This is a genomic window from Roseinatronobacter monicus, from assembly GCF_006716865.1.
Classification (GTDB): domain Bacteria; phylum Pseudomonadota; class Alphaproteobacteria; order Rhodobacterales; family Rhodobacteraceae; genus Roseinatronobacter; species Roseinatronobacter monicus.
On record NZ_VFPT01000001.1, the window covers coordinates 2097201 to 2118007 of the forward strand.

At 59.7% G+C, this 20807-nt stretch carries 18 protein-coding genes and 1 tRNA gene; 7 read left to right on the forward strand and 12 right to left on the reverse strand.

Annotated elements, in window-relative coordinates; all coding sequences use genetic code 11:
• Window positions 1-34: 34 nt before the first annotated feature.
• The 3 genes from BD293_RS09965 to BD293_RS09975 are packed head-to-tail and all read right to left on the reverse strand — an operon-like array spanning window position 35 to window position 3586.
• A complete protein-coding gene (locus tag BD293_RS09965) occupies window positions 35-826 on the reverse strand; it encodes an ABC transporter ATP-binding protein (RefSeq protein ID WP_211841011.1) in 792 nt (263 codons plus the stop codon).
• A complete protein-coding gene (gene hydA / locus BD293_RS09970) occupies window positions 826-2277 on the reverse strand; it encodes a dihydropyrimidinase (protein ID WP_142081321.1) in 1452 nt (483 codons plus the stop codon). Before hydA ends, BD293_RS09965 begins: the two co-directional genes overlap by 1 nt.
• Before the next feature lie 58 nt (window positions 2278-2335).
• Window positions 2336-3586: a Zn-dependent hydrolase gene (locus BD293_RS09975; RefSeq protein ID WP_142081323.1), complete on the reverse strand. Its 1251-nt coding sequence runs from the start codon at window positions 3584-3586 to the stop codon at window positions 2336-2338.
• Window positions 3587-3745: 159 nt separating this feature from the next.
• On the opposite strand from BD293_RS09975, the gene BD293_RS09980 reads away from it, so the two are divergent.
• Entirely contained in the window at window positions 3746-4396 is a 651-nt protein-coding gene (locus tag BD293_RS09980; RefSeq protein ID WP_142081325.1) for a TetR family transcriptional regulator C-terminal domain-containing protein, read from the forward strand.
• Here the strand turns inward: BD293_RS09980 and preA are convergent, their stop codons facing one another.
• The 6 genes from preA to BD293_RS10010 all read right to left on the reverse strand — a co-directional run bounded on the left by preA (window position 4397) and on the right by BD293_RS10010 (window position 12151).
• Window positions 4397-5698 (reverse strand): NAD-dependent dihydropyrimidine dehydrogenase subunit PreA, encoded by a 1302-nt coding sequence (gene preA, locus BD293_RS09985; protein WP_142081326.1) that lies wholly within the window; start codon window positions 5696-5698, stop codon window positions 4397-4399. It lies immediately after the preceding gene.
• 27 nt (window positions 5699-5725) lie between these two features.
• On the reverse strand, window positions 5726-7069 hold the full coding sequence (locus BD293_RS09990) for an NAD(P)-dependent oxidoreductase (protein ID WP_142081328.1): 1344 nt from the start codon (window positions 7067-7069) through the stop codon (window positions 5726-5728).
• Between the two features lie 184 nt (window positions 7070-7253).
• On the reverse strand, window positions 7254-9983 hold the full coding sequence (locus tag BD293_RS09995; RefSeq protein WP_142081330.1) for an ATP-binding protein: 2730 nt from the start codon (window positions 9981-9983) through the stop codon (window positions 7254-7256).
• Window positions 9984-9989: 6 nt separating this feature from the next.
• Window positions 9990-10313, reverse strand: a complete 324-nt coding sequence (locus BD293_RS10000) for a hypothetical protein (RefSeq protein ID WP_246086264.1) — start codon at window positions 10311-10313, stop codon at window positions 9990-9992.
• Window positions 10310-10678, reverse strand: coding sequence for a response regulator transcription factor (locus BD293_RS10005; protein WP_142084484.1), 369 nt, complete (start codon window positions 10676-10678; stop codon window positions 10310-10312). The genes BD293_RS10000 and BD293_RS10005 overlap by 4 nt, the downstream gene beginning before the upstream one ends.
• 132 nt (window positions 10679-10810) lie before the next feature.
• Window positions 10811-12151, reverse strand: a complete 1341-nt coding sequence (locus BD293_RS10010; RefSeq protein WP_142081332.1) for a helix-turn-helix domain-containing protein — start codon at window positions 12149-12151, stop codon at window positions 10811-10813.
• Between the two features lie 196 nt (window positions 12152-12347).
• On the opposite strand from BD293_RS10010, the gene accB reads away from it, so the two are divergent.
• Together accB and accC are read left to right on the forward strand one after the other, a co-directional pair.
• On the forward strand, window positions 12348-12830 hold the full coding sequence (gene accB / locus BD293_RS10015; protein ID WP_142081334.1) for an acetyl-CoA carboxylase biotin carboxyl carrier protein: 483 nt from the start codon (window positions 12348-12350) through the stop codon (window positions 12828-12830).
• 10 nt (window positions 12831-12840) lie between these two features.
• On the forward strand, window positions 12841-14190 hold the full coding sequence (gene accC, locus BD293_RS10020; protein ID WP_142084486.1) for an acetyl-CoA carboxylase biotin carboxylase subunit: 1350 nt from the start codon (window positions 12841-12843) through the stop codon (window positions 14188-14190).
• A 35-nt stretch (window positions 14191-14225) separates the two neighbouring features.
• Here accC and dacB read toward each other — a convergent pair whose 3' ends face one another.
• The 3 genes from dacB to BD293_RS10035 form a co-directional block, all read right to left on the reverse strand.
• The gene (dacB, locus tag BD293_RS10025) at window positions 14226-15701 is read right to left on the reverse strand and encodes a D-alanyl-D-alanine carboxypeptidase/D-alanyl-D-alanine endopeptidase (RefSeq protein WP_246086265.1); all 1476 of its coding nucleotides are present in this window, start codon (window positions 15699-15701) and stop codon (window positions 14226-14228) included.
• 160 nt (window positions 15702-15861) lie between these two features.
• Complete coding sequence (locus BD293_RS10030; RefSeq protein ID WP_142081335.1) at window positions 15862-16488, reverse strand: nicotinate-nucleotide adenylyltransferase; 627 nt, start codon at window positions 16486-16488, stop codon at window positions 15862-15864.
• A gap of 102 nt (window positions 16489-16590) precedes the next feature.
• A tRNA-His gene (locus BD293_RS10035) sits at window positions 16591-16667 on the reverse strand.
• 116 nt (window positions 16668-16783) lie between these two features.
• Here BD293_RS10035 and BD293_RS10040 point away from each other — a divergent pair.
• The 4 genes from BD293_RS10040 (at window position 16784) to recN (ending at window position 20772) form a co-directional block, all read left to right on the forward strand.
• Window positions 16784-16993, forward strand: coding sequence for a DUF6324 family protein (locus tag BD293_RS10040; RefSeq protein WP_142081337.1), 210 nt, complete (start codon window positions 16784-16786; stop codon window positions 16991-16993).
• Window positions 16994-17199: 206 nt separating this feature from the next.
• Entirely contained in the window at window positions 17200-18120 is a 921-nt protein-coding gene (gene lpxC / locus BD293_RS10045) for a UDP-3-O-acyl-N-acetylglucosamine deacetylase (RefSeq protein WP_142081339.1), read from the forward strand.
• Window positions 18121-18228: 108 nt separating this feature from the next.
• The gene (locus BD293_RS10050; protein WP_142081341.1) at window positions 18229-19071 is read left to right on the forward strand and encodes an outer membrane protein assembly factor BamD; all 843 of its coding nucleotides are present in this window, start codon (window positions 18229-18231) and stop codon (window positions 19069-19071) included.
• Between the two features lie 39 nt (window positions 19072-19110).
• A complete protein-coding gene (gene recN / locus BD293_RS10055; protein WP_142081343.1) occupies window positions 19111-20772 on the forward strand; it encodes a DNA repair protein RecN in 1662 nt (553 codons plus the stop codon).
• Window positions 20773-20807 lie beyond the last annotated feature (35 nt).

Sequence of the window (20807 nt, forward strand, 5' to 3'; positions counted from 1 at the left end):
CCCCCCGGAGTATTTGACGCAAGAAAATGATGCTTCAGTCATCCAGATGCCCTGCCCTGAGCCCTTCACGCACACGGTGCGCAATCTCGATGAATTCGGGGCTGTCGCGCAATTCCAATGGCCGCTCGCGCGGCAGAGGGCTGTCGATGATATCCGTAATCCGGCCCGGACGCGGCGACATGACCACGATCTTGGTGGACAGATAGACCGCCTCGGGGATCGAATGGGTGACAAAACCGATCGTCTTTTCGGTGCGCGCCCAGAGTTCCAGCAATTGCTCATTCAGCCGGTCGCGCACGATTTCGTCCAATGCCCCGAAGGGTTCGTCCATCAGCAGGATATCGGCGTCAAAGGCCAGCGCGCGGGCGATAGAGGCGCGCTGCTGCATCCCGCCTGACAACTGCCACGGGAATTTGCGCGCAAAGCCTGACAGTTCCACCAGTTCCAACACCCTTTCGACGCGCGCCTCCTGTTCAGAGCGGGAAAACCCCATAATCTCTAGCGGGAGTTTCACATTGCCCGCGATGGTGCGCCACGGATACAGGCCCGCCGCCTGAAACACATAGCCATAGGCGCGTGCCTTGCGTGCAGCTTCGGGCGACATGCCATTGACGGTCAGTGTGCCTTCGGTCGGTTGTTCCAGATCCGCAATCACGCGCAAAAGCGTGGTCTTGCCGCAGCCCGACGGGCCGATGAAACTGACGAATTCCCCTTTGGCAATGTCGAGCGACACATCCTTAAGGGCATGGACAGGCCCGTCATTCGTCTGGAATGTCAGGCTGAGGTTCTTTGCTGAAATGACAGGCGCTGTCAGGGTATCGCGCATCACACCCCCGTCGCCGGAATGCCTGAGCGCTGCACAGGCCGCGGTGCGGTCAGGTCTTTCCATGCAGAGAGCGCCTGACTGACAGGGCCATTTGCGTCGCGCGCGACAAATTGGCCGTGCCCTTCGTGCCCGTCAAAGGCGCCGTCACGTACCATGACCCGACCACGCGACAACACGAAGCGCGGCAGGCCTGTGACCTCTTTGCCCTCGAACACATTGTAATCAATTGCGGATTGCTGCGTGCTGGCGGTGATGGTCTTGGATTTCTCGGGGTCCCAGACAACCAGATCGGCATCAGCGCCCACTGCCACGGCGCCCTTGCGCGGATACATCCCGAAAATCTTGGCCACATTGGTCGAGGTGACAGCAACAAATTCGTTCATGGTGATGCGCCCTGTGCGCACGCCATTGGTCCAGAGCATGGGCATTCGGTCTTCCAACCCGCCAGTGCCATTGGGGATTTTGGTGAAATCGCCCAACCCATAGCGTTTCTGGTCGGTGCTGAAAGCGCAATGGTCGGTTGCCACAACCGACAGGCTGCCGCTGGCCAGACCGTTCCACAGGCTGTCTTGATGCATCTTGTTGCGGAAAGGGGGCGACATGACGCGGCGCGCGGCATGGTCCCAGTCGGGGTGGAAATACTCGGACTCGTCCAGTGTCAGGTGCTGGATCAGCGGCTCGCCCCAGACGCGCTTGCCTGCCTGTTTTGCGCGGCGGATCGCTTCATGCGATTCCTCGCAAGATGTATGCACCACATAGAGCGGGACACCCGCCATATCGGCAATCATGATGGCGCGGTTTGTGGCCTCGCCCTCGACCTGCGTGGGGCGCGAATAGGCATGTCCTTCGGGGCCGGTATTGCCTTCGGCCAACAGGCGGGCGGACAATTCGGCCACCACGTCGCCATTCTCGGCATGGACCATGGCAATGGCCCCCAATTCGCGCAGGCGCTGGAAGCTGGAGAACAGCTCGTCATCATTGACCATCAGCGCGCCCTTATAGGCGAGGAAATGCTTGAAGCTGGTGATACCGCGCGCGACGACTTCGGGCATTTCGTCGAACACCTGTTGCGACCACCATGTGACAGCCATGTGGTAGGAATAGTCGCAATGCGCGCGGCCGGACTTATTGTCCCACATTTTCAGCGCGTCAAGCAGCCCCTGACCGGGGCTTGGCAGCGCGAAATCAATCACCATCGTCGTGCCGCCCGACAAAGCCGCGCGGGTACCGGATTCGAAATCATCCGTCGAATAAGTGCCCATGAAGGGCATTTCCAGATGGGTGTGCGGGTCTATGCCGCCGGGCATGACATAAGCACCTGTCGCGTCGAGTTCGCTATCGCCTGACAAGTTCGGGCCGATTTCGGTAATCTTGCCGCCCTCAACGCGGATATCGGCCTTGTAGGTCAAGTCATGGGTGACAATGGTGCCGTTCTTGATAACGGTGCTCATCTGATTTCTCCCTGTTTCAACTGCGCGCATGTCTCGCGCATAAATTCCATTGAGGGGATCACCCCACCACCTCGGCTGTTTCCAGCACAGCATGCATCAGCACATTTGCGCCCGCTTCGGCCCATTCGGGGAAAATCTCCTCGGCTTCATTATGCGACAGGCCATCGACGCAGGGGCACATGACCATCGTGGTCGGGTAGAGGCGGTTGATCCAGCATGCGTCATGCCCTGCGCCGGAAATGATGTCCATATGGCTGTAACCCAGACGTTCAGCCGCATCACGCACGCGCCCCACCAATGTCTCGTCAAAGGCGGGCGGGTCGAAAAAACCCACCAGTTCAGACGAAAATTTGACCCCGATATCAGCACAAAGACCGGGTGCGCGGGCGTCGAGTTCGGCCACCATCGCTTCCAGCGTCTCCAGCACATGGGAGCGGAAATCGATGGTGAAGACGGCTTTTTCGGGGATGATGTTGCGCGAATTCGGATAGACATCAATCTGCCCGATGGCCCCAGCAGCATTGGGCTGATGCTTGAGTGCGATTTCATGCACCAGCTCTGTCACCCGCGCGAGGCCACGGCCCGCATTACGGCGCATATACATGGGCGTCGAACCGGTGTGCTGGCCCTTGCCGGTGACAGTGCATTCGATCCAGCGCAATCCCTGCCCGTGGGTGACGACGCCGACCTGTTTGCCTTCGGCTTCCAAAATGGGGCCTTGTTCGATGTGCAGCTCGAAAAATGCGTGCATCTTGCGTGCGCCCACCGGCTCGTCGCCCTTCCAGCCAATGCGCTCCAACTCGTCGCCAAACCGCTTGCCCTGTGCATCGACGCGCGCATACGCCCAGTCGCGCTCCAACACGCCGGCAAAGACGCCAGAGGCCAGCATGGCAGGCGCAAAGCGCGTGCCTTCTTCATTGGTCCAGTTGGTCACAACAATGGGGCGTCGGGTTTTGATGCCCAGATCGCGCATGCTGCGGATAATTTCCAGCCCCGCCAGAACACCCAGCACCCCGTCATATTTGCCGCCCGTAGGCTGTGTGTCCAGATGGCTGCCGACATAGACCGGCAAGGCATCAGGGTCGGTGCCTTCAAACCGCGCGAACATCGTGCCCATGTCATCCACGCCCATGGTGCCGCCCGCCTGCGTGCACCAGTCTTGAAACAGATGGCGAGCCTCGCTGTCTTCGTCGGTCACGGTCTGGCGGTTATTCCCTCCGGCGATGCCCGGCCCGATCCGGGCCATTTCCATAATGCTGTTCCAAAGCCTCTCGCTGTTGATTTTCATGTTCGCAGCGGGTGAAGACATAGTAAACTCCCTGTCGTGACGGCATTTCTTCGCCGTTCTTGTCATCTTTGGTCATCCGGGGACGATGGCACGCGATACGGGTTTGCATCTGCATTGCTTGCACTCATTCCGAAGGGACGCTATCAAGTTTGACCATCCAGTCAAGAAGCTTGTCCCGCCATGACCGTGCCGCGCCTTCCAGTCGATGAAAAACCCGGCAGCGCGGGCAAGCCCGCGCGCTCGCGTATCCAGACGCGCAATCGCCAGATCATTCTGGATGCCGCGCTGGACGTGTTTTCGACCCATGGCTTTCGCGGGGCAACGCTGGACCAGATCGCCGCCCAAGCTGGCCTGTCCAAGCCCAACCTGCTGTATTATTTTGACAGCAAGGACGCCATTCACCGCGAATTGCTGACGCGGTTGCTGCACACTTGGCTGGACCCGTTGCGCATGCTGGATGCACGCGGTGACCCACAAGCGGAAATCATGGCCTACATGCGCCGCAAACTGCAAATGTCGCGTGATTTCCCGCGCGAAAGCCGCCTGTTTGCCAATGAAATCCTGCAAGGTGCGCCGCGGATGGAAGAGTTCATCCGCACCGATTTGCGCGCACTTGTCGATGAAAAGGCGCAGCTTTTGCAGGCATGGGCAGACGCGGGGCGCATTGCGCCGATAGACCCCTATCACCTGATCTTCTCGATCTGGTCCCTGACGCAGCATTATGCCGATTTCGCCCCCCAGATCGCCATGATCCGGGGGGACGACCATGACCCCACCGACGGGGCTGAGGCATTTCTTGAGCATCTCTATACCCGCCTGCTTGTCCCCTGATCACTCGGCCGCTTTGGCCATCGGGTTATTGGGGTGCGAGGTCCAGTTGCCACAATCGCTGACCACCTCGCCTGTGCGCGGATCGGTTGCCCCTTTGGGCATCTCCTCCATGGTGATGCAATCCTGCACCGGGCAGACATTGACACACAGGTTGCAGGCCACGCATTCGGCGTCGATCACCTCGAACACACGATCCGGCGACATGGAAATCGCCTGATGGCTGGTATCTTCGCACGCCGCATAGCAGCGCCCGCAGGAGATGCACAAATCCTGATTGATCTTGGCCTTGGTGACGTAATTGAGGTTCAGATATTGCCAATCGGTGACATTCGGCACCGCGCGGCCCACAAGCTGGTCAACCGAGGTAAAGCCCTTCTCATCCATATATTGCGACAAACCTGCGGTCAGTTCCTTGATGATCCCGAACCCGTAGGTCATGGCCGCCGTGCAGACCTGCACATTGCCTGCCCCCAGTGTCAGGAATTCCGCCGCATCGCGCCAAGTGGTGACGCCGCCAATACCGCTGATGGGCAGGTCTGCCGTCTCGGGCGCGCGGGCAATCTCGGACACCATGTTCAGTGCAATCGGTTTGACCGCCGGGCCGCAATAGCCGCCATGCGCGCCCTTGCCATCAATCATCGGCTCGGGGCTGAATGTGTCCAGATTGACGCTTGTGATCGAGTTGATCGTGTTGATCAGGCTGACCGCATCGGCCCCGCCACGCTTGGCGGCCTCAGCGGGTTTGCGGATATCGGCGATGTTGGGCGTCAGTTTCACGATGCAGGGCATACGCGAATGCTGCTTCACCCAGCGCGTAACCATTTCGATATATTCGGGCACTTGGCCCACAGCCGCACCCATGCCGCGTTCGGACATGCCATGCGGGCAGCCGAAATTCAACTCGACCCCGTCAGCCTCGGTATCCTCGACATGTTTCAGAATCGCTTTCCAAGATTCTTCGTCACAGGGGACCATCAGGCTGACCACCATTGCGCGGTCGGGCCAGTCGCGTTTGACCTTCTTGATCTCACGCAGGTTGATTTCCAAGGGCCGGTCGGTGATCAACTCGATGTTGTTCAGACCCAGCAGGCGGCGGTCCGCGCCCCAGATCGCGCCATAGCGCGGGCCGTTGACGTTGACGATGGGCGGCCCCTCAGAGCCTAGCGTCTTCCACACCACGCCCCCCCAGCCCGCCTTGAAGGCGCGCACGACATTGTATTCCTTGTCTGTCGGCGGGGCCGACGCCAGCCAATAGGGGTTGGGCGATTTGATGCCGATGAAATTCGTCGTCAGGTTTGCCATGTCAAAAACTCCGTTTGGGGCGTGTTCTTACGCGCCGCTTTTCATCAGGCTGGCATGGATGCTCTCGGCGGCGTCGCGCCCTTGCGCCACGGCCGTCACGGTCAGATCCTCGCCGCCGCCGGTGCAATCACCCCCGGCCCAGACCCCCGGAACCGAGGTGCGCCCGGTTTCATCGACCTTGATTTTGCGCCCATCGAGCGCCAGGCCTTCGGGTGCACCCTCCAGCGTCTGGCCGATGGCCTTGAACACCTGATCCGCCTTCAGCCGGAATGTCTCGCCTGTGGGTTCCATGCCTGTCTCGCCTGCATGGGTGTATGCAAACTCGACCTCGCGCACAGCGCCATTGGCGTGCACGGCAATCGGCATTGCGTTGGTGATGATCTGCACACCTTCGTTCGCGGCATGGCTCAGCTCATAGTCGGACGCACTCATCGCGTCGCGCCCGCGCCGGTACACCATGCTGACATGTTCGGCCCCCAGCAGGCGCGATTGGACTGCCGCATCCACTGCGGTCATGCCGCCCCCGATAACCACGACATGCCGACCCACGGGCAGCGTGGACAGATTATCCGTCTGGCGCAGCTCGGCAATGAACTCGACGGCATCGCGCGCGACGTGCGCGTCTTCACCAGATAGCCCCAAGGCATTCACACCGGCCAAACCCATGCCAAGGAACACCGCATCAAATTCTGCCTGCAAGTCGGCCAAAGTTCCATCGGACCCCAGGGCCCACCCCTGTCGCAAAGTTATCCCGCCAATTCGCATCAGCCAATCCACTTCGGCCTGTGCGAAATCATGTGCGGCCTTATAGGCAGCAATGCCATATTCATTCAGCCCACCGGGTTTTTCACGCCGGTCAAAGATCGTGACATCATGCCCCTTCATCGCCAGACGATGCGCGGCAGCCAAGCCCGCAGGCCCTGCCCCCACAACCGCCACGCGTTTGCCAGTCGGCGCGGCGCGTGTGTAGGGATGCGTGTTCCGTGTGATCAATGTCTCGGTCGCATAGCGCTGCAAGCGGCCAATCTCAACCGGCTTGCCTTCGGCTGCTTCGCGCACACAGGCCCCTTCGCACAGGGTTTCGGTCGGGCAGACCCGCGCGCACATACCGCCCAAGATATTTTGGTCGAAGATGGTGCGCGCCGCCGCTTCGGGCTGGCCCGCCTGTATCTGGCGGATGAACAGCGGAATATCTATTTCCGTGGGGCACGCTGTGATGCAGGGCGCATCATGGCAGAAATAACAGCGATCTGCCGCGACCATCGCCTCGTGCGGGTCATAATCGGGATAAAGGTCGTCGAAATGGTCTGCATAAGCGTCCGGGTTCAGGCGCGCGGCAGCGATTCCGGGTGTGGTCAGACTGTTGGACATATGGCTGGCCTTTTCATGACTGGCTCTTGTGGAGATGATGAAACCACGGATCAAAAATTTTATCAATTAGTAAAATTTTTTCAGATTGCCTAAATTTGCGTCAGTTAAGGTCATAGCAGCATCGGAATGCCCGCCCCGGCAGGATACAGGAACTAAAGTCCTGTCCCATATCCCGCCTAGACGCTTACTCCAGCGCGATCTGGGGCTTGGTGACAGAGTGCTCGGGCGTCACGCGGGGTTTGAGTTCGCGCGGAAAACTGACGCGAAACGCGGCACCGCCCTGACCGGGCACATAACTGATGTCACCGCCCAGATTGTGCATGATCTCGCGGCAGATGGCCAAACCCAGCCCTGCCCCGCCCGCCTGCATGGAATCGGTCAGGCGCGAGAATTTCTCGAAAATCAGCGCCTGCTTGTCACGCGGGATACCTGATCCGTTGTCGATAAAATCCACCTCGATCTTAGACTTGCGCTGGCGGACATGGATCTTAAGTTGCGGGTCAGCCGCATCGCAATATTTGCGGGCATTCGACATGATGTTGATGAACACTTGGGTCAATCGTCCGGCGTCGGTTATCACCTCAATCGCTTCGGGATCACGGCTGCGCAGAATCCGGAACTTGCGGTCCGCCTGAACCGAATTCGAGGCCGTCATGGCCTTGTCGATCAGATCACGCAAATTGGCGGGCGCGATGTTCAACTGCACCTGACCATGTTCCAGAACCGACAGGTCCAGCAGATCATCCAGCAACCGCGTCAGCCGAATTGATTCGTCATGGATGATCTGGGCAAAGTGATTTTGCTCTTCCAATGACATGCCATCATTGTCCATCAGAATCTCTGAAAAGGCCCGGATCGAGGTCATGGGCGTGCGCAATTCATGGCTGATCTGACTGAGGAACGCATCTTTCTGGACGGACAGTTTTTGCAGCATCTCATTAGCTTCGCGCAGCTTGCGCGCCGTGCGCGTCAACTCATCTGATTTCGCTTCCAGCTGGGCAGAATATTCCATGATCTGCGCTGTCTCGGACGCCACCGCCATCAGATCCTCAACCGAGACGACAGCGGTGCCGACACTTTGCGCAAGCATCGCATGTGCCGTGGCCGCCCCGACAGAGCCAGAGAGTTTCAACTCCAGCGCCTCCAGAAACTCGGGGGTAATATCGGGCAGAAAGCCTTGCTTTCCCTGAATTTCCGCCTGCGCACTGAAAAAGGCCTGCCCCTCGGTCGCGCCAAGAATGCGCTGGGTCATGGGCAGCAGATCTTCAGCCTCGGCCACAGGTCTGGTCCAACTGCGCGCCGGTCCGGGCCGGTCAAAGATATTGACGAACAACGCGCCTTGCACGCGCTCAATCGGGCTTGGAAAGCTGAGAAAAGAGCCGATGCAAAACGACAGCGCATTCAGGGCCAGCGACCAGAACAGCGCATGCAGCAGCGGGTCAAGCGTCGTCAAACCAAACAGATTATAGGGGCGCAACCATGACTGCCCCAAAAGCCCCTGTTCCATGACCTGCGCGGACAAAAAGATGTCAGGGCCGAAGCTTGGCAGGAACAACGTATAGAACCACAACACCGTGCCCACCACCAACCCAAGGGCCGCCCCTGTCCGGCTGGCCCCGCGCCAGAACAAAGCGCCCAACAGCGCGGGCAGAATCTGCGCGACCCCCACAAAGGCAATCAGCCCGATCGCCGCCAGTGCCGCAGACCCGCCCGTGACGATGTAATAGACATACCCAAACCCAAGCACGAGCGTGATCGACAAGCGCCGCACGCTGAGAACCAGCAGCCGCATATCGCCCGTGTCCAGATTTTGCGCCGACCGCACCTTTAGCCACAGCGGCACAACGATATGGTTGGACACCATCGTCGCCAGTGCGAGAGAGGCAACAATCACCATCGAGGTGGCCGCCGAAAACCCGCCCAGAAACGACAGCAGCGCCAACCCGTCCTGCCCGAAATGCAGCGGCAATGTCAGCACGAACATATCGGGGTTGGTGCCGGGTGGCATGACCTCCAGCCCGACCACGGCTATGGGCAGCACAAACAGGCTGATCAGAAACAGATATAGCGGGAATGCCCAGCTTGCCGTGGCCAGATGTTGGTCATTGGTGTTTTCAACGACCATCACCTGAAACATGCGCGGCAGACAGATGATGGCAATGGCCGATAGCAGGATCAGCCCGGTCCAGCGACCCGGTTGAATCTGCCATTCCGGCAAGGCCTGTGCGTCAATGCGCGTCAAAATATCCGCCGGACCAGAGGCCACAAACCACACCGCGAAAATGCCCACCGCAATCAGCGCCAGAAGTTTGACCACTGCCTCGACCGCGATGGCAGTAACAACGCCGGGATGCTGTTCATTCGCATCCAGATTGCGCGTGCCAAAGGCAATGGTGAACAATGCCAGCCCGCCCGCAACCCATAGCGCAATCAGATTGCGGTCCGTCGCAAGGCCGGTCCCTGTCGGGTCAGTTGCAAACACAGTGAAGGATTGCGAAATCGACTGAAGTTGCAGCGCAATATAAGGCGTGCCGGCAGACACGCAGAGCAGCGTGACAATCACCCCCAGCAGATTGGATTTGCCATAGCGCGCCGAAATCATATCCGCGATTGACGTGACACGGTTCTCGCGCCCGATACGCACCAGCTTACGCAAGATCACCCACCAGCCCGCGAAAACCAGCGTCGGCCCCAGATATATGGTCATAAATTCCAGACCAGAGCGCGCGGCATAGCCAACAGCGCCGTAAAATGTCCATGCGGTGCAATAGACAGACAGGGACAAGGTATACACCAAGGGCGAGCGCAGCCAGCCTGCGCGCCCTTCGGCAGCGCTGCGTTCCGCCGCCGACGCCACGGCAAACAGCAAGATCACATAGCCCAGACATGTCAGCACCAGAAGGTTGAAGGACATATGCGCCTAGCCTTCCTCATCCGGGGCGGGGCGGGGCGCGTCTCTGCGCGTGAGGCGCGTGAGGCGCGTGAGGCGCGTTTCTGGCGGGTCAAGTGTGCGGCGCAACCCCAAGGACATCACAAATGCCGCCACAATCAACCCGATCCAGACCAGAAACAGATACACCCCTTCGACAGCGGTTGGCGGTGCGTCAGTGCCGTGATCGTGGCGCATGAGCGGCAAGAGCAGCAGCACCAACCCAAGTATCGGCAAGAAGCGCGCAGCATCCATAAGGCGCCGGATACGGTAAGTGCCGCGGGCCAGAAACTGGGGGCTGTGCGGCGGCCTCATGGCCCCGCCAATTCGCGCACGGCCTCGATGACCTCGGCATTGGCGAAAGGCTTGGTCATGAAGCGGGTTACACCCAGACGCTCTGCCTCACACCGGTCGGCAGCTTGGCCCTTGGCGGTCAGCATCAACACCGGCAGATTGCGCGTGCCTTCTTCGGCGCGCAGCGATCTGAGAATGTCGAATCCACTCAGCCCCGGCAACATCAGATCCAAAATCAACAGATCAGGCGGATCATCACGCATAGCGCCCATCGCTGCATGCCCATCGGCAGAGACATCGACCCGCCACCCGTTCCGGGTCAGGATGAAGCGCAAAGCCTCTGATATGTTTGGCTCGTCCTCGATGACCAGCACACGCTTCTCCATCACAAGGTTCCTCCCTGCCTTGCGGGGATCTGAGGGCGCAACTGTTCTGTGCGCGTCCAGATCACCTGTGCAAGACGGCAAACTTCCTCCAGCCGCCCCGCAATTTCATTTACCCTGCATTTCTGTCTTGTGTCAAAGCTCCAGACCGGGATCGGTGGCAGTCATCAGTATCGATGGCTCTCTGCGTGCAGGGCAATCTAGCTGCGCACAGGTCCGGCAACTTGACCCAACGACAACAGGGGGCGCCGCTTCGGATTGCGACAGGCTGTCGGCAGGTACAATCAGCATACTCGCCTGCAAGACAGTTGGCCGGTTATATCCCAGCACCACCTCGGTTGTCGCATAGGCATAGGCCACAAAGCTCCGCCCCATCCGCCCTGCCGTCACCAGTGCCTGGCGCAAGGGCTGATGCGGGCGCTGCAATGCCTGATATAGCGGCCAGAGCGGGCAGCCCCCCCCGAAGCGCGGCAAGGCAAACCCCTCGACCCCGCGCCGGAAGATCAATGTGCCGGAATTGTCGCAAATCACCAACCCCGGTGCAGGCAGACCCAGATTTTGCAGCGCATTGGGCGGCATCATCGCCAAACGCCGCAACACCTGATCGAAGCGCACATTGAACTGGTGCGCCAAAGCGTCAGGCGCAAGGCCATGCTGGAATAGCGCGGCCAGAAATTCGGGCAATGGCAATGCCCGCGCATCGGCCTGAAAGCGCCCGATCCATTGCAGCGCCAATAACCGGGACGCCTCGGACGACAAATCGACCTGCCCATACACCATTGCTTGCGGATCGGCTGTGTCATTCTCAAGATCGGGCAGATGAAACTCCCGCGTCGCCAGCCACGCCTCGACCTCTTCCTGCGGGGCGGCAAGCCCGGTTTCATCCGTATTGCCTGCATCAAGGTAATTGACCAGCGCCACCGCCCCTTCTGCCAGGCGCGCACTGTCATGCAGGATATTCTGATGAAAGCGGGCCTGCCAATCCGGCTCGATCTCGGCTGAATCGTTCAGGATCGTGGCCGTAGACTGAACCGAGGTCACGGCAGAAATGATCTCGTGCAGCGCCTCGCCCAGATAAGGGTCATGGGTCATGCGGTCATTCAACTGCTCGACCACGCGCTCCAGCCGCTCGACGCGGGCTTGTGTTTCGGACAGCACCTTGGACCAGCCCGGAAAGCGGCCTGTGAATTCGTCGATACGCTCCAACTCGACCAACTCGGCGTTGCAGCGCAGCGCCGCTGCACGCGCCCCTTCAACCAGCCGCGCATCGGTATCTTCGACCAAGGCATCAGAAGACACACCCAACGCCTGCGCCAGCGCACTCAGCAAATCCACGCCGACCTTGCGGCGGTTATGCTCGATCAGGTTCAGATATGACGGCGAGACGCCGACCAATCGTGCCAACTCCGCCTGACGCAAGCCCCGCAGGTTGCGCCGCGCGCGAATTCGGGTTCCTGTCAAAGCTGTGCGCGGCATCTCAATGTCCCCTTTTCCGGCTCAATTTACGAAGATTTACAAAAGAGGGAAGCCCCATTTTCAAGTATTGACACAGCTCTGTCAGAGCAATCTCGAAAAAGGCGGCTTCACAGCGGGGACAGCCTCAAGTATAAGCGCGCGAAATTCAGGGCGCGCAGGCGCCACGAACCGACATGCCCAACACTCGAGGAACATGATGACGCAGAGCCGCAATGACGCAGATGTCGCCTTTATCAAAGCCCTTGCGGAACTTCTCAATGAGAATGACTTGTCCGAAGTCAGCGTCAAGCGCGACTATGGCGAGAATGACAGCCTTAACGTGAAGGTGTCAAAGATCAGCGCACATCCCGCGCCCATGCAATATGCGCCACAGCCCGCAGCGGCCCCGGCAGCACAGCCAGCACAAGCGCCCAAGCCCGAAGCCCCTGCCGATCCCGCGCAGCATCCCGGCGCTGTCACATCGCCCATGGTAGGGACCGCATATCTGGCCGCAGAACCCGGCTCTGCAAATTTTGTCAGCATCGGCGCGCAGGTCGCGGAAGGTGATACGCTTATGATCATCGAAGCGATGAAGACCATGAACCACATTCCCGCCCCGCATGCAGGCACGGTCAAACGCATTCTGATCAGCGATGGCAGCCCCGTCGAATTTGGCGCGCCTCTGATGATCATCGAATAAGGCGCGGATGATGTTAAAGAAAATCCTGATAGCCAATCGCGGCGAGATCGCCTTGCGGGTCATCCGGGCCTGCCGCGAAATGGGCGTAGCGTCCGTCGCGGTCCATTCCACCGCCGATTCTGACGCCATGCATGTGCGCATGGCAGATGAGGCGATCTGCATTGGCCCGGCCCCGTCGAACCAAAGCTATCTGCATGTTCCCGCCATCATTTCCGCCTGCGAGATTTCGGGCGCAGATGCGATCCATCCGGGGTATGGGTTTTTGTCCGAAAATGCAGCCTTCGTGCAGGTTGTCGAAGATCACGCCATCACCTTTATTGGCCCGTCAGCCGAACATATCCGCATGATGGGCGACAAGATCACCGCCAAGGAAACCATGAAGGCACTTGGCGTGCCCTGTGTGCCGGGGTCAGAAGGTGGCGTGCCCGATTACGAGACGGCCCAACGCGTGGCCGAGGAAATCGGCTATCCTGTCATCATCAAGGCCACGGCAGGCGGTGGCGGGCGCGGTATGAAACTGGCGCGCAGCGCGGCAGAACTGGAAACCGCATTCCGCACAGCCCGCTCCGAAGGCAAGGCCGCCTTTGGCAATGACGAGGTCTATCTGGAAAAATATCTGGACACGCCCCGCCATATCGAGATTCAGGTCTTTGGCGATGGCAAGGGCACTGCCGTTCACTTGGGCGAGCGCGACTGTTCGCTGCAACGCCGCCACCAGAAAGTGCTGGAAGAAGCGCCCGGCCCCTCGATCACGCCCGAATTGCGCGCGCGCATTGGCAAAACCTGCGCGGATGCTGTCGCCAAAATTGGCTACCGGGGCGCGGGCACGATCGAGTTTCTGTATGAAAACGGCGAATTCTACTTCATCGAAATGAACACCCGCCTGCAAGTCGAACACCCTGTGACCGAAGCGATCTTCGGGGTTGACCTTGTGCGCGAACAAATCCGCGTCGCGTCGGGCTTGCCCTTGTCTTTCACGCAAGATGACCTGCACCTGAATGGCCACGCCATCGAGGTGCGCATCAACGCCGAAAAACTGCCGAATTTCACACCCTGTCCGGGGCGTGTCGAAACCTATCATGCACCCGGCGGGCTGGGCGTGCGGATGGATTCAGCGCTCTATTCCGGCTATACGATCCCGCCCTATTACGACAGCCTGATTGCAAAGCTGATCGTGCATGGCCGCGACCGGCCCGAAGCACTGGCGCGGCTGAACCGTGCCTTGGGTGAGTTGATCATCGACGGGGTGGATTCGTCCGTGCCCCTGTTTCGCGCGCTTTTGTCAGAACCGGATGTCCAGCATGGCACCTATGACATTCACTGGCTGGAAAAATTCCTCGCGCAGACACTCACACCCTGACCCATAGCGGCGGCAGGCAATCTGCCGCCCCTATGTCACGAATGCGCCTGCGCCCAGCGAACCAGCAATTCCTGTTTCATCTGACGGGCTTGCTGCGCCCATGCGGCGGTGCCTTCGGGCCGGTCCACCTGCCCGCCTGCCACGCGCGCGCGCCGCGCAAGATCGGCAGAACAGATGGCAAAGGCCAGATCGCGCCCGCCGGGTGCGCGTAAATACCCCCCCAACGCCGAGACGAAATACAGCGTGCCTGTCTTGGCGCGCACATCCATATCGGTGCGTGGCCGCAGGTTGCCATTGCTGTCGCGGAACGGGTGTTCGCGCAGAATCGCACGCAAGGCCCCGTCCTGCCCGGCCAGCCGAAACATATTCGCCAAGTCGGTCATCGACACGCGCGAGTCCGCACCAAGGCCCGAATGGTCCACCATCCGCGTGCTGGACATGCCATAGCGTGTCCGTGCCCAATCGGACATTTGCCCGGCGGAGGCCCCCAGACTGGCAGGTCGCCCACCGCGCGCAGCACTGGCTGTCATGCCCACCGCCTCGGCGCTGATATTGGTTGAAAACCGCAACAGATCGCGCAGCACCGTTTGAAGCGGTTGCGACCGATGCGTCACCAGATCCTGCCCTGCGGGCGCGGCGCGGGCAACTTCTGGCGCAGGCAGCGTCAGACCTTGCGCGCCCGCCAGATTGCGAAACACCTCGCCTGCATACAGTTCCGGCTGACGCACAGGCAGCCAGCGCGACCCTGAATTGCCAAGCGCACTGCGCGCAACGCTCCACTGATCCTGCGTGGCCGTGCGACGATATGTATAAAGTGGGCTGGACCGGCTTGCGACCTGCATCTGCGCCATTGTCACTGCGGGGCGGTGCCGGCTCGAGCGCCCGTCCATCGTCACCGCATAGTCAGAGCCGGCGCGTTCCCATCCAAAATGCACGCGGTTGAAATTCAGGTTCAGCCCGGACACCGACGGATTATAGCCCGCCTGCGCGGACTGATCGTCGGCGATTGCCTCGACAAAGGGCAAGGCCCCGCCCCAGACCAGAAACTTGCCGGTAATTTGCCGCACACCACCGCGCACCAGATCGGCAGCAAGTGCCGCGAGCATGTCTGTCTCAAGCGTCGGGTCGCCCCCGCCCGCCAAGATCAGATCACCGCGCAAGACACCATCACTGACAGGCCCGGTCGCAACCAGCCGTGTGCGAAACTGATACCCCGCCCCCAACGCTTCCAGCGCATAAAGGGCGGTCATCGCCTTGGCGACACTGGCGGGCGGCAAAGCGGTGTTCGCGCCCTGCCCCTCCAGCAGATTGCCCGATTGGATGTCGATCACGGCAAAGGCAAGATCACCCCCAAGGGCAGAGCGCGCCACGATCCCCTCGACGGGCGGTGCGGGTTTCAGGGTCGGGCGAATCGAGCGTTCGGGCGCATTGGCGCAGGCGGGCATCGCCACCATCGCAACGCCCCCCATCAGAAGATTTAAGCATCTGCGGCGGTGCATCAGATTCTGCATTACCATCCCCGCAACCACAGCAACATATTGAGCGCAGTTAGCGATTCTTTATTCTTTATATTCACGTGCAGCCTTCCCCAGCTTGTCGCATCTAAAGAAACTTTTGCGCATCAAGCAAGCTTTTCGCAAAAATACCCCCTCATAATTCCGTGCTTCGCGGCTACAGATGGCCGGTACCAAGCCAGTTCCCCTGTGCCCGCAAATGACTGGAAGAGATATCGCGCAACGGCACGGTCAGGAAACACCATGCAGGGGCCTGCGCCATGCTGAGAAGGGGTGCGGACCGCGCGGGGATACGCGCGCGCGCATAGCGCCGCGCAGCAACCGAGGACAGCGCACGCAACTGCTGACCGGGGCGCGCCACAACAGCAATAGGCAGGCTTTCCATAATCACGCGCCAATTGTCCCATTGATGAAACGACGCCAGATTATCTGCCCCCATGATCCATACAAACCGGCGTTCAGGATACAGATGCATTAGCGCGCGCAGCGTATCGGCGGTGTAGCGCGTGCCCAAAAGCGACTCGACCGGGGTGACATCGACACGCGGATGGCGCATCAACTTGCGCGCCTGCGTCAATCGTGCCTGCAACGGCGCGGGGCCAAACGACTTCAGGGGATTGCCAGGCGAGACAAGCCACCACAACCGATCCAACTCTAGGCGTTGCAACGCATGTCGCGTCACATGCACATGCCCCTCATGTGCGGGATCGAACGATCCCCCAAACAGCCCGACCGAGGCCCTGCGCGGCGCGAATGGCAGATCATGTCGGGGCAGCACTGGCATGACGCGCAAACCTTAAATTGTGTATGGCAACGTCAGTCCCAGATACGGGTGTCATGCCGCGCTGACAAGCGCGCGATCTAGTGATTCATCTGAGGGGAGAAGTGGTACCGCCTCCCCGGCTTGAACGGGGGACCTCTGGATCCACAATCCAGCGCTCTAACCAACTGAGCTAAGGCGGCACTTTGCGCGATTTAACCTTGGATGCGGATGAATGCAAGGGGGCGAAAGCTTGAATATCATCTTCTGACGACGTATCGCAGAAAAGGATATAGTCATCAGACAAGGAAAGCATACCATGGGCATCAATTCCGAAAGCGAGATTTCGGCACATTTGCAGATCGGACCCACCACCATTGGCATGGTTCGGATCTATGTTGCCGGTGATGGCGTCGACCTGCCACTGGATTTCGACCCTGATGAGGCCGATGAAATCGCCGAGGAGTTGCGCGCCGCAGCACAGGCGGCCCGCAAGATGGCAGAAAGCGCGAAAGGCAAGAAGCGGTGAAGGCCGCTGATCTGCTGCGCCAAGTGAGCGAATTAATCCTATAAATCATAAGATTAGATGCACCAAGACCGCGCGGCACGCCCTGCGCCGTAGCACAGAAATGCTATTGTTTCAGCAGGTCACAATCTGTGAATTGCGACCCTGATCCGCAAAGGATACTTTCCGTTAACAGCAAAAAGAATAAAAGAGCAGCGCGGGTCGGGTAAATGCAGAACACTATCGGTACAGAAAAACAGATCGTTGGAACCGGGTTGCACAGTGGCAAGCCGGTGCGTCTGCGTCTGCGCCCGGCTGCTGCCGATACCGGTCTGGTGTTCCGCCGCGTCGATATGCCCAAACCGCAACAAATGATTCAGGTCTGCCCCGAAAACTGGGTCGAGGCGAATCTGTGTACCGTTCTGCAAAACAGCGACGGTATCCGCGTCAGCACAGTAGAGCATCTTCTGGCGGCGCTGCATGGTTGTGGCATTCATAACGCAGTAATCGAGATTGATGGCGCCGAAGTGCCTATTCTTGATGGTAGCGCTGATCCGTTTGTGCGGGCCATCCTTGATGCAGGCATCAAGCCCCTGCATGCACCATTGCTGGCATTGCGGGTGCTCAGGCCGGTCACTGTCACAAAAGGTGACGCATCGGCACGGCTTTTGCCGTCTGACCGTCTGGAAATCGATTTCCAGATTGATTTCGCAGATCCTGCCATCGGGTATCAGCACAAGCACCTGAATATGCGCAACGGCACATTCCTGCGCGAAGTGAGTGATTGCCGCACATTCTGCATGCGCAAAGATGTAGAAACCATGCAGGAACACGGGCTTGCGTTGGGCGGCACGCTGGAAAACGCTGTGGTGTTCCACGAAGGCGATGTCCTAAGTCCCGGTGGATTGCGGCGCTCAGATGAACCAGTGCGTCACAAGATACTTGACGCGATGGGTGACCTTTATGTCGCAGGCTATCCGTTGATCGGTCGTTATGAGGCGGTACGCGCAGGCCATGCGTTGACAGGGCGTGTGCTTCAAGCACTGTTCTCGGACCCTGCAAATTATGAATTTGTCGAATGTGACAGCACGGTTTGCGCAACATTGCCCGGACTTGGACTGTCAATTGATGATTTGCGCCTATCGGCCTAATTGCGCTTGGCCATGTAATCAGTGCCTAATTGGAAAAAGGCATTTTGCGCCACCGTTTTTTCTGTGATAACAGAACTCAAAGTCAGAAATGCGATGGGGTGGCAGGAGATGATTTCAAAGTCTGGAATCCGAAAACTGGGGACCGTCGTCCTGGTTGTGGCGGCCCTGTCTGCTTGTAACCGGAACACTGGACCTGACGAGTCGCTCGCCGATTTTTCGGCGGAAGAGATCTTTCAGCGCGGCGAGTATGAGTTAGAGACGTCGCGGCGCAGTGCGTCATCCTTGCGCTACTTCCAGGAAGTAGAGCGCCTGTATCCTTATACAGAATGGTCGCGTCGCGCCTTGATCATGCAAGCCTATGCCCATCACAGGGCGCGCGAATATGAAGAAAGCCGTTCTGCGGCACAGCGTTTTCTGGACACATATCCCGGCGATGAAGAAGCGCCATATGCCGCCTACCTGCTGGCGCTGTCCTTCTATGACCAGATCGACGAAGTCGGGCGCGATCAGGGTTTGACCTTTCAGGCCCTTCAGCATTTGCGCCGCCTGATCGAGGAATATCCCGATACCGATTACACGCGCTCGGCGATTCTTAAATTCGAGCTGGCCTTTGATCATCTTGCGGCCAAGGAAATGGAAATCGGGCGCTACTACCTGCGGCGCGGCAATTTCAACGCTGCGGTCAACCGTTTCCGTGTCGTGGTCGAGGATTTCCAGACATCCACCCACACGCCCGAAGCGCTGCACCGTCTGGTCGAGGCCTATGTGTCGCTTGGCCTGCGGGATGAAGCGCAAACGGCCGCCGCCATCCTTGGATATAACTTCGAGGCGAACCCTTTCTATCAGGAAAGTTTCCGTCTGCTGACAGGCCAAGGGTTGGAACCCGAAGCACGTGGCGAAGGGTGGCTGCAGACGATTTACCGACAGGCCTTGCGTGGCGACTGGATCTGATACCACGCAACACTCTCACGCAAGGGGCTGAGCAGGACCATGCTCTTGTCGCTCGATATTCGGGATGTGCTGATCATTGACCGGCTGGAGCTTCGCTTTCAGCCCGGCCTGAATGTATTGACCGGCGAAACGGGTGCAGGCAAATCGATCCTCTTGGATTCGCTGGGGTTTGTTCTGGGCTGGCGTGGCCGTGCCGATCTGGTGCGCCAAGGGGCCGATCAGGGCGAAGTGGTGGCCGAATTCGCACTTTCGCCAGATCATGCCGCCCAAGATATTCTGGCCGAAGCCGGGTTTGAGCGCACCGATACGCTGTTGCTGCGCCGCGTCAACTCTCGGGACGGACGCAAGACCGCTTGGGTCAATGACCGCCGCGCCTCGGGCGAGGTGTTGCGCGCACTGTCGGTTTCGCTGGTGGAATTGCACGGCCAGCAAGACGACAAAGGGCTGCTGAACCCGCGTGAGCATCGCACGCTTCTGGATGCATTCGGCACATCGGACACGACATTGGCCGGGTGTCGCACAGCGTGGCGCGCCTTGCGGCAGGCCACCAAGGCCCACAGCGAAGAAACCACACGCCTGCAAGAAATGGCGGCTGAGGAAGAGTATCTGCGCCATTCGGTTGCAGAGCTTGAAGCCCTTGCGCCCGAACCGGGCGAAGAAGCAGCCCTTGATACGCGACGCCGCCAGATGCAGGCCGCCGAACGGTTGCGCGAAGATGTGGCGCGCGCGCATACGGCCCTGTCCGAAGATGGGGCGGAACGCCTGCTGATTGATGCGGTGCGCTGGCTGGAAGGGGCCGCTGATGGCCTTCAGGGGCAGGCAGACGCCCCCCTCGAAGCGCTTGCCCGCGCTTTGGATGCACTGGGCGATGCCCAGCAAGGTGTCGAAAGCTGCGTCGAGGCGCTGAACATCTATCCCGGCGAGTTGGAAGCCGTGGAGGACCGCTTATTTGCCTTACGCGGGCTGGCCCGCAAGCATTCGTGTCTGCCCGATGAACTGGCAACACTGGCCGAAAACCTGTCGACACGACTGGCCCGGCTGGACAATGGCGCACGCGAGATTGCAGAGCTTGCCCGCATCAAATCCAAAGCACAGGCCGCGTATGACACAGCCGCAACCCTTCTGACACAAGAACGGACGCGCGCGGCACTGCATCTGGACAAGGCAATGGCGCAGGAACTTGCACCATTGAAGATGGAACGCGCGGTCTTTCGGACAGCCATCACCCCCTGCGATCCCGGCCCGGACGGTCAGGATCTTGTCAGCTTCGAAGTGGCCACCAACCCCGGCGCGCCATCGGGGCCGTTGTCGCGTATTGCTTCGGGGGGGGAGTTGTCGCGTTTCCTGCTGGCGCTGAAAGTTTGCCTGACACGCGAGACAACTGGCGTGACGATGATCTTTGATGAAATCGACCGCGGTGTCGGTGGGGCCACCGCCGACGCGGTCGGGCGTCGGTTGCTGGCACTTGCATCTGGCGCGCAGGTTCTGGTGGTGACACATTCGCCACAGGTTGCGGCACTTGGGCAGCATCATTGGCGCGTCGAGAAGCAGATCACGAATGAGATGACATTATCGCGTGTTGTGCCGCTTTCCGCCGATGACCGGATCGAAGAGATTGCAAGAATGCTGTCGGGTGATACGATCACCGATACAGCGCGCGCCGCTGCGCAAGAATTGCTGGGCGCGCGCCCGGTTGCCTAGTGCCGCGCGCGGGTGCGACCGGGATTCCCCCACAG